This is a genomic window from Vagococcus allomyrinae, from assembly GCF_017829975.1.
GTDB classification, from domain to species: domain Bacteria; phylum Bacillota; class Bacilli; order Lactobacillales; family Vagococcaceae; genus Vagococcus_D; species Vagococcus_D allomyrinae.
Window position 1 is genome coordinate 94,848 of the sequence record NZ_JAEEGA010000012.1, and the last position, 13,684, is coordinate 108,531.

Below are 13,684 nucleotides of genomic sequence, written 5' to 3' on the forward strand. Positions count from 1 at the left end.
TCTTGTTTTTACATAAAACAGGACTTTTTGGGCTCTACATCAAATAATGTAAATATATCCACCCCACAAAATAATCTGAACATATAGTCCCATTAAATTATCAACATAATAACAAGCGAAGAGTGGTGCTTTCAGCTTCTCTTTAGCAGAAGTTTAACGACTGATCGTGATTATTTAATAGGAACGATATGGCTAGAAATTACTCAAAATTATCTACAAATTAAGCGACTCTGTCAATGTTGGCAAGATTGCTTTTTTGCATTAAATTACAGCTAACTAAAATTCGATATATGAAATTCAAAAAACTCTGGTACCCATAGGCCACTCTTTTGATAACTTTCATTTTATTGATCGTTCCTTTTAAAGGGCCATTTGAAAAGGAATAGTTAAACGTATTTTCGATTCGTGATAAATTCCTTGCTAAGGCCTTTACAGACGTTGTCATCAAGGTGCCCCCTTCTGACATTGATTCAACAGCTTATTTGGAAGATATCAAAGTCATTTCTTTGGAGTGAAAAAGCAACTCCTGATAGACATGGTAAGTCGCCATCCATCAATATTGGATATAATATCACTAAATAATCGACCACCTTCGTTTCAGCCATGGGCTGTTTGAAATCCGCTGATAATGCTAGTCTTGATAATTGAGTTCAGTTGTTAATTTTTAAAAATGCCAGTAAGTCTTAAGTTTACGCGGGTTCTTCATTTTTTCAGAGTTGAATGAAAAGAAGACTTTCATCGTTTGAGCGCGTGTTTGATTTAAAGTGTCGAACCGCTTTTTATACCGGTCTTTCAAAGTCAAATTATCCCAACAGTTTTGAAACGATTGATGATTGTCGGTGACACTAAATAACGTTTGGATAACTTCTTTAAGGACAACTCATCCCCAAGCTCAAGTGCGATGGCCTACTATACTCGATTGGCAATTAAACAATTGGGCTGAATTTCTTTGGATTCTGCGACAAATGTCTCCTGGCAATTCCAGCAAACGACTTATTGTGTAAGCGTCAAACAGAATGACGGTATGACAAATAGACCTAATTAAGGTATTCTTATGCTAAGAATCATGATTAAGCCTATTTAATTAGGGCAGACTGGACCTGTGGTTGCCATGGCAGAAATGCCTCAACTAATTCCGGTTGTTGATAGATAGGTAATTGAGGGAGACGCTCAAAGAAGTACTTCAAATACTCATAGGTATCTAACCCATTAGGGTCTGCCCCTTGAAAGAATTGAACATCACGATTTTTTTCGAGTCGAACACGACAAACTAAGGGATTCTTTTGAGTGTAAGAATTGGTTGATTGTGAGCTTGGTTGGCTAGGCTTGGTGCTTTGAGTTAATTGAACGGGTACAACATCCATTTAAAACCACCTTTCATATGACTCCTTTCCCCAACTTGATTCCTGTCACCATTCCTTTGTCGTCAATCTTGATCATGTTCTTATCATATGTGAGGTTAACCTTAGCTAATGGCACCTCTTCGTTTCGTTCATTGGTCACCTTCAACTGTTTCGACTGACCTTCATAAATAATTGCTGACTGATCTTCAAACCCTAGTTTTAGTTCTCTAAAATCTTGAACTGCCAACCCACGCATGTAAAATATTTCTCCAACAAAATAGATCACGTCTCCCTCTTTCAAACTCACCCCTTTCTTAGGCGAATAATTGAGGCCGTAAGGTGAGGTGTTTCCCAGGCTTTTCTTTTCCTCATTGTAAAGCATCACCGAAATACCATGCTTAAATTAACTAGTACATAAGGAAAGGTTTGTCATTCTTTTAACTTTGCAACAGAACTCATATTGCTAATAGGCTCTTTGGGCCCCTTATTTATAACTTTGCAACAGAACCATTTATACTTCTCAAAAGAAGCTTAGAAGCACGGGTTCCTGTTATCCACTGCGTTCTATAGACATAGGTCTCTCCTGCCACAAGAGAAACTGAGACATAACTATGATATCTCGACTTTGTAACAACTAACTTTTGATTTTTATCATAAAGATCAGAGTCTGAGTATTGTCCATTATGAATTAGCTGATACTCTTGTGTCTTAGGAACTGTAAAAGAGTAATACAACTGATTTCCATTTTCATGTATCTCTGTCTCATTATCTACTGGATTAATCTTATTGGCACTTTCGAAAGTAATATTTTTCAATTCCCCAACACACCGAACTTCAAAAGACTTCGATATTCCTAATGTAGTTACACTAATAGTAGCCTTCCCATCCTCGATACCTGTGAGCATTCCCTCCTCATTAACCGATACACGTTTTGGGTTTGAACTCTTATACGTTATCACTCCTTCATAATCAGCATTGGGAGTCGTAATCAATGTTAGCGGAAGCTGCTGTCCCACATCTATTTTCGTTGTAGGGGATGCTAGTCCTACTTCAGTTATACTTCTCAAAAGAAGCTTAGAAGCACGGGTTCCTGTTGTCCATTGCGTTCTATAGACATAGGTCTCTCCTGCCACAAGAGAAACTGAGACATAACTATGATATCTCGACTTTGTAACAACTAACTTTTGATTTTTATCATAAAGATCAGAGTCTGAGTATTGTCCATTATGAATTAGCTGATACTCTTGTGTCTTAGGAACTGTAAAAGAGTAATACAACTGATTTCCATTTTCATGTATCTCTGTCTCATTATCTACTGGATTAATCTTAATGGCACTTTCGAAAGCCAGACCATCACGATTAAGTATTTCCACTTCAATTTCATCATCAACACCTGATGATGGATGCTCCAAATAAATTTTAACTTTTCCAGTTTTTTTTCCTGTTAGAACCCCATTTCCATCTACAGTCGCAATAGTATCATCTTGGCTTTTCCAAGCAACTTCTTTTAAAGTTGTATTGAGAGGGGTGATGGTGTAATCTAGTTGCAGCTTATCTCCAACATAAACAATAGATTTATCACTCTTTATTTTTATAGATGTTGGGTCAATATGATCTTTTTGAGTTCCCAAAATTGAAATAGCGTTATAAAAGGACATATAGTATGTTTTTCCAGCTGAAGGGTAAATACCGTCACCTAGAGAAATACCAATGCCAATTTCTTTATATGCAGGATTCATATAGTTAGCACGATGATCAGATGAGTTTTTCCATCCGTCATATGTGCGTTGAGCTAAGTAGTCTTCGGTATAGTTGCCAACTGCACCTGGTTTAAGATCACCAGAAGCAAAGCTATAAATATTTTCTGCAGTAGCTTTATAGTCATAGGAAATTTCTTCGAAAATTGTTGTCCACCAACTTCCATTGGGTCTAGAGTGACCTCCCGTACTTGGGACTTGTCCAACACTCGCCATTCCAATTTGCTTAGCCAGTGCCTCTTTACTTCTAATAAAAGTCCCGTTGTATAGCTCCAAGTTAAGAACTAACGGTCTTACCCCTTCAGCCACTCGTTCACTATTTATCAAGTTTAAGATTTTCTTTTCTATTCTATTTTCATTTAATTCCGACTGGTCGGAAGGAATAAACGACCTTTGAAACATTTCATTATTTTCTTTAAATTCACTTTCTCCCTCTTCCATTATTAAACTTTCGGCAAACCCGCTTTCTGTCTGATGGGCGAACATGAACAATAACATTAACAATACTAAACACCATTTAAGTACTTTCATTAAAAATCCTCCTCATATAATAGGTGAAATTCTGTTGCAAAGTTAAAATAGTGACAAATCTTTCCAAATGTACTAGTCAATTTAAGCCGGGATTCCAATAAGCATTTAATTTCTATGCATACTGAGAGGCCGAAGAGAGTTCCTTCTTTTCGACTTTTCTTATAACTGGTGTTGCGTATATTCTGTCAGTAAATTCAATCTTTTCTTTATAAAATAAGACCATACCATTCATTTGAATTGAAAACGAGTCAGGTTAGTTCCCACTCCTACCGAATCCCCCTTAATCATGATATCCACAAAAAAGGCAATGGCCTCTCCTGATAAACGTTCTCTACTTCTTCGCCGCATTTACTACTATCTGAAACATCGCTATCATCTAACATCAGGGGAATCCGGTGGCTTTTTGTTCAGGTACCAATGTTTTTGTAAGTTAAATCGAAACATAGCTTTTGGGATTAGTCAAATCATCCAATTGCCCTTTGTAAGACAACCACTCTTCAATTTCTTGACCCACAATAACACCCTCTTTTTTGTACTTGTATAATTGAGTAACACCAAGCTACGGTGATAAATTAGAGTGGCCAATAACGTAAAAAAGAAGCAAATAGAATCACAGCGGCAATGATTCAATAAAAGCCCCCTACCTCCTCTTTAGTATCTCTTGATAGATTCCCATTCGCCGTGAATTTCCCAATTTGCTTGCCGCGTTATCCCTCCTAATTCACTGGTACATTATATTCCAAATTACCATCATTAGTTAAACGTTTAGTGACAACAAAAAGCCCCTTTTAACTTTTCCTTTTAGTGACATTTTCAAGATTTCAACTTTGCTGTTTTATAGGCTTCCTTTTTGTAGAACAATGAGGATCACCTACTAACTTTCAAGAGTAATGGCGGGTTCTCTTTTTCATAAATACGGTCTCATTCGTTAAGTTAAACAGGGCGTTTGCTGCTTTTTTTCTCTTTTTTAGTCATCTTTTTCCCTTGTTCCAACTGGTTCAGCCGTTCATTTGCTTGAATTGTCAGGCTCTGTTGCGCCCGTAACGCCTCTTCAAGCATCATGATTTGCCGATTTTTTTCAGTCAATTCTCCCTTAAAAATCACCGTCATTTCCAACATCGTTTGCTTCAATTCCTCTGCGACTTCCTTGACTAATTCGGTCATTTTCTGTTCCTCCCTGTTTTTAACGTACTTTCCCTTCCAAAATCTGCCTTAACTCTGAACACTGACTTTCAAGCTCGTAGGAGACACATTTTAACTGCTCAAGATAAGTGCTGGGTTTGGGAGCTTTTGTCGGCAAATTGATCTGACTATCTGTCACATCGTAGGCGATTTTTTTGTGCTTGTTTTGAAATGAGGGAGTGGCGATAATCTCTGAGACTGCCAAGGCTTGCTTGACAATCGATCGGGCCTCGTCCCTTGCCCCAATCAGATAACGGCCGATCCACTCATCGATTGACATTCGTCTATCAAGAATCTCACCTAACATCATTCCCAAATCAATCTGTTCCTTTAACGGCTGCCAATCGGCAGTTGTGCCAAAATTGGCTTCTGTGCTGATGTCTTTTAGTTTCGCCATAACCGCCACTAATTGGCCACTGACCTCTGTTAAGTTGGCGATTTCATGGGTGAGCCGTTTCGTTTCCCTGATCATTAATTGCCGTTGTTCTTCTTGCCGATCAGCTAGTGAGTGATCACTTTGAGAAATCAGCGGGTCATGCATCCTCCTGCACCACCTTTCGTTCAACTATCTTCACTCAAATAAGCGTTACGGTAGAATCAGTTCTTGGCCTAAATACAATTGCTCCGTTTGCAAATGATTGGCTTTTTGTAAATCCATAACCTCCACCCCATAGGTCTTGGCAATGGCATAAAGAGTGTCTCCCTTCGCCACAATGTGCTGTGTGACTGGCTCTGGTGTCGAGGTTGGAGTCGGCGCAACCGTACTTTCTTTTGACTCCTCTGACGACTGATTCGTTGTGGGGGCTTTAGCGGTATCAGGCAATCTTAAGGTTGCTCCTGTATAAATCCGTTCATCAGACAGCTGGTTAACGGCCTGCAAAGCGTCTAAACTAACCCCATAAGCTGCGGCAATATCCAATAAGGTGTCCCCCCCTTTTACCTGATACGTCAAGGGACCAGGGGTAGCGATTGCCGTTGTTATAGATGTTTCAACTGATGCGCGCAACTTAAGGACCTGCCCTTCTGATATCTGATCGGTTTCCAATTGATTCCACGACCGTAGTTTCCGCAGACTTATGCCGTAACGATCGCCAATCTGTGACAGGGTTTCACCACGTTGAACCTGATGAGTCTCTGGTACTACGCCAAGAGCTGTCGCTGCCGAGCTACTGGACGTGGGAAAAGTATCGCTATTCGGCTGACTATTAGTAACAGAACTGGTTGTTGGTGCGGTTTGCTGTTTCCCTGCCATAATCGGTGAATGCTTTAAGGCAAAGAAGGCACCTCCGACTAGTAGGCAGGCTAACGCAACCCCACTTAACAGTTTCAGATTGGCTTGCTTCATCACCAAGCGATTTTTTTGTGCTCGTGACAAATCAGCCAGCCTGTCCTCGGACTGCTCTTGCTCCTCAATCACTGGTTCTTCCATGGCTAAGGTCTCAGTGGTTGAGGCATCGCGACTTTGTGCCTTCTCCATATCTTCTTGTTCAGCAGAACTAACTAATTTCAACACCGGTCGCCGAGGCTCAATTATTTCTTTAGACACAGGCTCTTGACTAAGATACTGGCCGCGATACCCCTTTTGCCAAAACGACTGTTGTTGCTCAAAAGGCCGCCGTTGAATTTGAAAATAATACTCATAATAATGAGTCAACACATCGGTCACACTGCCGTGGTACTTCACCTGACCAAACTCCAGCCACAACAACTTGTCACAATAGCCTTCAATCCGCTTAACGTGATTGGTTTCAATCCAAATACTGGAGCCCAACTCTTTTAGCTTCTCCAAAAATAAAAAGACTTTAATGTAAAAATCTTCCTTGACCGTCAATAAGGAGTCATCAATGTAAATCAGTGTCGGAGCAAGGTGTAACAACAAACTGATCTCCAGCTGAACTTTTTCAGCCTTGGAATACGAGCGGATTCGCTGAAAAAACAACTCCCCCAACTCCGCGAACTCGGCAATTTTTTCCACCATTTGCGGTAATTTTTTGCGACTGATCCCCCACTTTGTTAACTGATGCGTCACATACCCCTCACCTGTTCGTTCCTCACTGCGACGATTAGGTAAACGCAACCAACAGGCCCGATCGGCACTGCCAGTAACCAACCCTTCCGTTGGGGTCAGCCTGTCCAATAAAATATGAGCCAACGTTGTCTTGCCAGCCCCCTCGCCACCAATCAGGCCCACAATTTCGCCATAACTCTGAGTCAAACTGACTCGATCTAACGCCAGTAACTCACGTTTTTGTCCTTTTTTTGACACCGTTTCATACTGATGACTAATTCCGATTAATTTCCATTTCCCACGTACGCCACTCATAGCTTCCTTCTCTCACTCCCTTCTCAGCAAATAACTGGTTCGCTTAGAGCAAACCAGCCGTTCGCTTATAATAGTTAAGGTGAAGCTGGGTACTCCAGCTAATCAGTTGAATTTCCTTCTGACGCAGTCGCTTTAGGATGTTGGAAATATCCGCTGCCGATGCAGCAAAGACTTGCAGACTAGGGATGATGACCGTATCGCCCGGTTTTAAGTGACTCAACAGCCGCTCAAACTCTTCTGTCTGCTGGTAATTCGCACTGTCAATAAAAATTTCTTGACAATCATAATCCACCACAATCTTTAGCTGATCATTTGTTGGTAAAGGGTGTTGTCGCCTGACATAACCATATGTCGCCATCTAACCACTCCTAACTGACTACTTTTGCTTGTTTTTCCTGAGTGTACTTAAACACACTGCCCAAAGACACGTTACACTCTGTTGCAATTCGCCTCATGGACCACTTGTACTCGTGATACAAACTGTAAATCTGCTCAATCGTTGGGTCATCAAGGGTCGGTCGGCCAACGTTTTTGCCAATCTCCCGTGCATGAACAATTTGTTGTTTGATTCGCTCACTCTTACAATCAAAATCGACTTCCGAAAAAACATCAAACAACGGGTAAAAAAACGTGTCAATCTCGGTATCCACATGGTCAATAATACTGACTAAACGAACTTTCAATTGTTGAAATTGAGTTAAAATGGGCCGCAAGTGTTGCAGGTTCATGCCAAATACTTTTAAACTAGCCACGACCACACTATCATGTTCCTTTAATCTGGAAATCAACTCGGCTAATTCTGTTGCCTCCAATAAAGACGAGCTTTCAAAAAACAACTCATCGCAGGAGTAAGTCATTACTGAAGTTAACTGTTCTGTTTCATTGTTGGGAAACCCCTTACGAACATATCCATAAATTGCCATTACATCGTGCTCCCTTCTTTTCACTACCCTAATCTAACTGACTGTCTGAATAAGAGAAATAGATAATCAGTAACGTCATCACACCGCAAATTAATATCTGTAACAATAAATTAGAAGAATAATTTTGAACCATTTTCAAGCTGATAATCGTCAAAAGAAAGGTGCCCACCAATAAACAGGTTTGTTTAAGCTTGGCATACTCCTTGCGAATCCTGACAATCGTCCCTAATGGGACATCACTTTCTTTGGTAATTTGCCGCAAGGACCTGCCCGCCATCACCTGTTGCAAAATCTCTCGATAAACGCGCCTAAAGTAGGGATTTCGAGAAAAAAACCGGTAATCAGACCGCTCTGAGGCGCGCTCTTTGCTAAATTTTTTGATTTTCACCCCTGCTTGCTGTCCCTCAGCACTTGACTGAATCCATTTAAATAGATCCTGCCAATCGGCCAAGGTATTATGGGGACTACTTAACACTTCCAACTCGAGGTGACAGTGTTTTAGCTCCGTTAAAAATTCCAACCAAATCTGATAGTGATCACTGAATTGACTCAGCTCTGTTAGAACAAGCACATCACCTGGCTCAGACTCTTCAAACAACTGGCGTAACTTAGGCCGTTTCTTCCAGTCCATCTTCCGACCCTTTTCTCGTTCAATGTAGACCTTACACCCAGTTTTGGTTAAATCATGTGACTCCTTTTCCCCATTCTGATGCTTCGTCATCAGTTGCACATATCCCAGTCTCATTCTTTATCCTCACTTCCCCTCCGAAATATCCTAGTTAATGAACTCCTTCATAGGTTTCGAGCCATATGGAGGATTTGCCAGGACATCCTGCAACTCGTCATAAATAGACGCTAACTCTTTCATTTCGTGATAGACTGGTTTAGGAATTTTGACACATCTGGGAAATCGCTTGTGTTTGACTTGTGCCAGCAAGGTTTCTTCCCCTTCATTCAATAAAAATCCCCGTAAGATGTGCTGGTATTTGAATTCATACCAGCCATCAGGAATTTCACGCTGATAACTTTGCCAGACCCAACTTAGTCCCTTAATCGCACTTTCCAGTCGCTCGTATTCTTTATAGCTGACCATTTCCATTTTCATTCCTGTCATTTCCTTTTACTCAATTACTGACCTTTTTTCCCAATTTTTCCTCTTCCCTCTTGATGTATTTGTGCACCGTTCCCAGCGACACACCACATTCTGTGGAGATTTGACGGATGTTTTTTTTCTGACTGGTATGCAGATACCGAATTCGGTCAATTGTTTGTTCGTTAATCGCTGGCCGGCCACTTACTACCCCTTTAGCATGCGCCACTCGCAAGCCCTTTAAGGTTCTCCTACTGACAATTTCTTTTTCGCTCAGCGCCAACCCTGTTAACAGCTGTAAATAATCTTCGTCTCGCTCAAACGGTTTCTCCACGAAATGACAGTCGATCCCTTCGTCACGAATATAATGAAAAATAGGCGCCAACTGTCCCAGTTGTAACCCCATACTCTCAAAACTCATCAAGACAATTTGTTGATCTTTATGTTCCTTTAAAAAGGTTTCAAACTGGCTGTAGTTGTCCCCTTCATCATTCGCTTCAAAAACAATCTGACACCCAAGCACCTCGGAAAGGTACCGTGTCTCTTCATCTGTTTCCGTTTTGACTGTATACCCGACTTTCTTCATTTTTTCCCACCTCATCATTAATCTTAATTTTCTGACAATTTTAATTCTTGTCCAGCTGTAATCCCTTGTTCATCTGTTAACTGATTCCAGTATTGAATCTCCGCCACACTCACGTGATGCGTTTCGGCAATCTCTGTTAGCGTATCTCCTGCTTCAACCACATAGCGTTTAACTACCAGCGTTTCTTGGGTGGTTGACGTTTGTTGATTTGTTTCATCCATCGTGTCGTCTAACACCCATTCTTGATAGTTTTGAGACTCCCTTAACTCAAGAGAACTAGAATAAACAGCTTGGTTTTGCTTATTTTTAATAGCCGCCATTTCCGTTTTGATGCCGATCATCAACCAGACGGTAATCCCGAGAATAACGCCCATTAAAATAATAAAACCAATAAATACCCACAGATAACTCGTCGCTCCTTGATTAACGGTTGGCTTAGATGCCACCCTTTCATAGCTCGCATAAACATCTGCGACATCCACTCGGTTTTTACGTCTCCCCTTATCACCTTGCCCTTTGGCAGAAGGCCGTCGTTTTCTTTTCTTCTTGGCCCCTTGCGGTTCCATCCTATTACCTCCTGTCACAGTCTGCCCCCTTCCCTTGTTAAAAGGCAAAGGGCTTACTGATAATCTGAAGTTGACGCGCCCGAGCGTTAAAGACATACTCTCCTTCGGCTTCTCGTTGATAACGTCCTTCAAACCCATTAAATCTCACTTCCATCAATTCCGTGTCACTAAATGGTGAACAGGCAATAACGTCGTCAATCAACACCGTAATTTTCTCCAAGCGATGTTTGGTTAACGCCACGACCGCTTTCGTCCCTATGCGAAACTCTTCTGTGGTCTGCCCCTCTTCAAACATGGGGGATAGCTCCACTAAAAGAAAACTTCCTTTATTTAAGATCATCTCTTCCGTAAAACAAATATCCTCTACCTTAAGCACACAACCACTCCTTCTTATCTCAAGGCTCTTCGGTTAAAAAGCAGGAAGAGCCTTCCCTTCTATCTGTTGCATCCCTTATTCCTTAATTTTGCCAAACTCATTCACAACGTGACTCCAACTAAATGGCCGCGGACTCTCTTCTGGGTCCCCTGCATCGTTCTTGCCATATTTCGGCTGAATAAACACGGTCACCCAATAATCCGTTTCAGAGGTGTAATCCAATTCTGGCAAACTCATCGGGCCACTTTTGTTAGCTGCCAGATGGTCCGTTGCCAAGCTAGCTTTATCAGTTGTGGCGACATGCCCGACGTACTCGTAGTATTCTGGAATACTGGTTGCCACATTTAACCACGGATGATCCGTTGCTAAAATCACCTGAACGATTTTAAACAAATTAGCACTTGGCGTCGGCTTGGCCGTCTCAGTAGTCGAGACTGAAGCCACTGAACTTATGGCAGCAAATGGTGCCGTACCAGCTAACTGACTGTTCTTAGCTTGGTGATAACCACTAAGAGGCAATACCATCTCCTCTTTCTCATTTAAAACCACTTGACGTATGTGTAAATAACGTTGACGCAGTTTAATCTCATCCTCATCCTGGTCAGAGTAGGTTTCCGTACAGGTCACACTCGGCTCTTTAGAATGAGCATCACCACCAGTGGCCTTGGCTTCATTTTTAATGGTTTCAATCGTTGTGCCGTCATCCGCTTGGGTGGACACCACTTTCACCTTAAAGCTTAGTTTTTTAACTTCTAAAGCTTCAATGTCACCCATTTCCCACTTAATTTTGTTGCCTGTGATAGTTAATCCTTTGCTAGCTAGGTCATTGTCTAACACTGGGCCACCGTCTAGTACAAATGAATCAGCTTGAATTGCCAAATACTTCGGTACCTCATCCGTTAAGACAACGTCAGTCCACAATCCATGTGAAGTCTGTTCATTTTCCACTTGAATATCATAATCAAAGACTTCATTAATAGCGGCCGTTGCTAGTTTTGTTGGCGTAATGGACTCATTCGTTGAGAACTTGGTCACCTTAGGTATTGGCTTAATTAAGGTATCCGTAAAGGTCACCGAAATCGGTGGCACGACCAGTTTATTTTGATCAATCGTCACCTCTTCTTTTATGGTGTCAATCTTATAGCCATCTGGCGCCGTAACTTCCTTGACCACATAATCCCCTTTCCATAAATCCGTTGCCAGAGTGCCCTTTTCATCTGTCTTGCCTTTATAGACAGGAACTGCATTCGGTTGATTGTAGTCCGCTTTCTTATAAACCTCAAACTCGGCGTCCTTCAAATGGAGAGTGGTAAACTCACTGTCCACTTTCAGTATTTGGATTCTACCGGGAGCTGGGGCGTATGTAACAACTTCATTGGTGTCTTTACTGACAACCTGATTATTTTTCATTGTAACTTCAACATTGGCGATATTATTAAAAACTACTTTATCTTTGATAGGGTCAATATTAGGTGTTAAGTCTGCACCAGGTTTGACACCAACCTCAATTTCATAGCGATAAGTAGTACCATAAAAAGCTTGAACATTATTCCCACTTTTTAGAGTCACTTTTACATCCCCACTGGCAGCGGCAGTCTGATCAATAGTAAACCAGTTGGTAACATCTGCATCTGTCAAGTCGTTATAAATTTTTATTTTATAATCATTGTTACTATCTTTTTCAATTTGTAAGGCTTCATCCAATTTGTCCTTGAAGACATACTCCTTAAAGTGCCATTCAGACCGCTCCTCAGAGACAATGTGAGATACCGTATACTTAAATTTTTCATCAATTTTCTTTAATGTGTTTTCCAGGCCTTCTTCATCGCTATCCGTTACAATTTTAGTTGGGATAGCTGGCTCAGTTTGTCTGGCTTTATAGCTCGTTGTCATGAAAGTGTAGTACCAAAAAGTTGAATAATCTGAGTAGTATCCTGTATTTTCTTGAATTGGTGGACTAGCTGGTGTCTTTCTTGGATCAGTATTCAACCAACCTCTAGAGGCATATGAAAAACTTAATTCCGAGCCTTCAAAAGTAATAGTTGAAAATGCCCACTTCGAGTTCTCTACATCAGCATTGTATCCTTGTACACCTGTAGAAATAAATTTGTTATTGCTCCAGTAATTTGTCAATGATGTACCATTAGTAGTAAATGAAGGATAAGTGGCTGGAGGATTACCTGCAGGCACAACTTCATTTTCATCACTTTGATAAATTCTTTCAATTCTTGATGCGACTGTCGAGTTTTTAGGATCTAGAACTAATATTTCAGTTCCGTCAATATCCATAAAAGTTAAATAACCTTTCACTTTTGCTGGAACTAAAGAACCGTTGGTAGCAGTTTTCAAGAACTCATATTTATACTTTTGCCCACCTGGGGTCAAATCAAAGCGAATATTAGCTGAAGGAGAGATTGGTGCTCGGAATATTCCACCACTAACAGAAGTTGCACGGGCTAAATCATTCCAATCTAAAACGCTAATTCTGACATGAATATTTTCTCCCTCATACATTCCAATATTTTTATATAGCAACTGAATATCATCTTTTTTGGTTTGCTTTCTTAAGTACCATTCTTTTCTAACATTCGCCTCAGTTGGTTTTGTTTTTGTATATGTAACCGAGGTTTGATTGTTAGGTTGAATAAAAAAGGAATACTCTGACGGAATTATTTCTCCTTTACCAGCAACCCATTCATCAGTTGACACATTAATATTTGTACTAGCAGGGATCCAATTAGCAATATTATTATTTATACCAAACATTTGGGCTACAGTTTGAGTAAAAGCAATTGCCCGTGATTCAGGAAGCTGTGGCCCGATAAAAGTCTCATCAAAGGCGTCCTCAACCTCACTGGACTGACTAACTTGTTCCTCTGCTCGTAGTTGAACTTCTCTTTGCTTAATCCCAAAGACTAAAAGAGTCAGTCCCAACACGATTCCGACAATATATAAAATTTTCCGTTGTAGTGGTTTCATCACTGCTTCTCCCCTTTTATTAAAGCCG

Annotated in this window: 15 protein-coding genes and 1 pseudogene; all 16 read right to left on the reverse strand. The window is 40.8% G+C overall.

What is annotated here, in order from left to right:
* Positions 1–220 precede the first annotated feature (220 nt).
* Entirely contained in the window at positions 221–445 is a 225-nt protein-coding gene (locus I6N95_RS17440) for a transposase (protein WP_209530348.1), read from the reverse strand.
* Positions 446–1,076: 631 nt separating this feature from the next.
* The gene (locus I6N95_RS17445; protein WP_209530350.1) at positions 1,077–1,364 is read right to left on the reverse strand and encodes a transposase domain-containing protein; all 288 of its coding nucleotides are present in this window, start codon (positions 1,362–1,364) and stop codon (positions 1,077–1,079) included.
* A 13-nt stretch (positions 1,365–1,377) separates the two neighbouring features.
* A complete protein-coding gene (locus tag I6N95_RS17450) occupies positions 1,378–1,725 on the reverse strand; it encodes a hypothetical protein (protein WP_209530352.1) in 348 nt (115 codons plus the stop codon).
* 106 nt (positions 1,726–1,831) lie between these two features.
* A complete protein-coding gene (locus tag I6N95_RS17455) occupies positions 1,832–3,631 on the reverse strand; it encodes an Ig-like domain-containing protein (protein ID WP_209530353.1) in 1,800 nt (599 codons plus the stop codon).
* An 81-nt stretch (positions 3,632–3,712) separates the two neighbouring features.
* Positions 3,713–3,795, reverse strand: a pseudogene (locus I6N95_RS17460) (IS6 family transposase); the annotation flags it as partial.
* 769 nt (positions 3,796–4,564) lie between these two features.
* Positions 4,565–4,795 (reverse strand): hypothetical protein, encoded by a 231-nt coding sequence (locus I6N95_RS17465; protein ID WP_209530355.1) that lies wholly within the window; start codon positions 4,793–4,795, stop codon positions 4,565–4,567.
* A 19-nt stretch (positions 4,796–4,814) separates the two neighbouring features.
* A complete protein-coding gene (locus I6N95_RS17470) occupies positions 4,815–5,354 on the reverse strand; it encodes a hypothetical protein (RefSeq protein ID WP_209530357.1) in 540 nt (179 codons plus the stop codon).
* A gap of 45 nt (positions 5,355–5,399) precedes the next feature.
* Positions 5,400–7,136, reverse strand: coding sequence for a LysM peptidoglycan-binding domain-containing protein (locus I6N95_RS17475; RefSeq protein WP_209530359.1), 1,737 nt, complete (start codon positions 7,134–7,136; stop codon positions 5,400–5,402).
* A 43-nt stretch (positions 7,137–7,179) separates the two neighbouring features.
* A complete protein-coding gene (locus I6N95_RS17480; RefSeq protein ID WP_209530366.1) occupies positions 7,180–7,494 on the reverse strand; it encodes a recombinase family protein in 315 nt (104 codons plus the stop codon).
* A gap of 10 nt (positions 7,495–7,504) precedes the next feature.
* Positions 7,505–8,059, reverse strand: a complete 555-nt coding sequence (locus I6N95_RS17485) for a recombinase family protein (protein WP_209530368.1) — start codon at positions 8,057–8,059, stop codon at positions 7,505–7,507.
* A 28-nt stretch (positions 8,060–8,087) separates the two neighbouring features.
* Positions 8,088–8,804, reverse strand: coding sequence for a recombinase family protein (locus I6N95_RS17490; protein WP_209530370.1), 717 nt, complete (start codon positions 8,802–8,804; stop codon positions 8,088–8,090).
* A gap of 30 nt (positions 8,805–8,834) precedes the next feature.
* The gene (locus I6N95_RS17495) at positions 8,835–9,164 is read right to left on the reverse strand and encodes a hypothetical protein (protein WP_209530371.1); all 330 of its coding nucleotides are present in this window, start codon (positions 9,162–9,164) and stop codon (positions 8,835–8,837) included.
* Positions 9,165–9,183: 19 nt separating this feature from the next.
* A complete protein-coding gene (locus I6N95_RS17500; RefSeq protein WP_209530381.1) occupies positions 9,184–9,735 on the reverse strand; it encodes a recombinase family protein in 552 nt (183 codons plus the stop codon).
* A 23-nt stretch (positions 9,736–9,758) separates the two neighbouring features.
* Positions 9,759–10,301 carry a LysM peptidoglycan-binding domain-containing protein gene (locus I6N95_RS17505; protein WP_209530383.1) on the reverse strand — a complete coding sequence of 181 codons (543 nt, stop codon included), beginning with the start codon at positions 10,299–10,301 and terminating at the stop codon, positions 9,759–9,761.
* A gap of 37 nt (positions 10,302–10,338) precedes the next feature.
* The gene (locus tag I6N95_RS17510) at positions 10,339–10,677 is read right to left on the reverse strand and encodes a hypothetical protein (RefSeq protein ID WP_209530384.1); all 339 of its coding nucleotides are present in this window, start codon (positions 10,675–10,677) and stop codon (positions 10,339–10,341) included.
* A gap of 75 nt (positions 10,678–10,752) precedes the next feature.
* Entirely contained in the window at positions 10,753–13,656 is a 2,904-nt protein-coding gene (locus I6N95_RS17515; RefSeq protein WP_209530387.1) for a SpaA isopeptide-forming pilin-related protein, read from the reverse strand.
* Between the last annotated feature and the right edge of the window lie 28 nt (positions 13,657–13,684).

Excerpts from the sequence above, each read along its gene's own strand:
- I6N95_RS17515 (WP_209530387.1), bottom strand. The coding sequence starts at position 13,656 with ATGAAACCACTACAACGGAAAATTTTATATATTGTCGGAATCGTGTTG.
- I6N95_RS17500 (WP_209530381.1), bottom strand. The coding sequence starts at position 9,735 with ATGAAGAAAGTCGGGTATACAGTCAAAACGGAAACAGATGAAGAGACA.
- I6N95_RS17455 (WP_209530353.1), bottom strand. The coding sequence starts at position 3,631 with ATGAAAGTACTTAAATGGTGTTTAGTATTGTTAATGTTATTGTTCATG.
- I6N95_RS17480 (WP_209530366.1), bottom strand. The coding sequence starts at position 7,494 with ATGGCGACATATGGTTATGTCAGGCGACAACACCCTTTACCAACAAAT.
- I6N95_RS17470 (WP_209530357.1), bottom strand. The coding sequence starts at position 5,354 with ATGCATGACCCGCTGATTTCTCAAAGTGATCACTCACTAGCTGATCGG.
- I6N95_RS17485 (WP_209530368.1), bottom strand. The coding sequence starts at position 8,059 with ATGGCAATTTATGGATATGTTCGTAAGGGGTTTCCCAACAATGAAACA.
- I6N95_RS17490 (WP_209530370.1), bottom strand. The coding sequence starts at position 8,804 with ATGAGACTGGGATATGTGCAACTGATGACGAAGCATCAGAATGGGGAA.
- I6N95_RS17495 (WP_209530371.1), bottom strand. The coding sequence starts at position 9,164 with ATGAAAATGGAAATGGTCAGCTATAAAGAATACGAGCGACTGGAAAGT.
- I6N95_RS17450 (WP_209530352.1), bottom strand. The coding sequence starts at position 1,725 with ATGCTTTACAATGAGGAAAAGAAAAGCCTGGGAAACACCTCACCTTAC.
- I6N95_RS17505 (WP_209530383.1), bottom strand. The coding sequence starts at position 10,301 with ATGGAACCGCAAGGGGCCAAGAAGAAAAGAAAACGACGGCCTTCTGCC.
- I6N95_RS17445 (WP_209530350.1), bottom strand. The coding sequence starts at position 1,364 with ATGGATGTTGTACCCGTTCAATTAACTCAAAGCACCAAGCCTAGCCAA.
- I6N95_RS17440 (WP_209530348.1), bottom strand. The coding sequence starts at position 445 with ATGACAACGTCTGTAAAGGCCTTAGCAAGGAATTTATCACGAATCGAA.
- I6N95_RS17465 (WP_209530355.1), bottom strand. The coding sequence starts at position 4,795 with ATGACCGAATTAGTCAAGGAAGTCGCAGAGGAATTGAAGCAAACGATG.
- I6N95_RS17475 (WP_209530359.1), bottom strand. The coding sequence starts at position 7,136 with ATGAGTGGCGTACGTGGGAAATGGAAATTAATCGGAATTAGTCATCAG.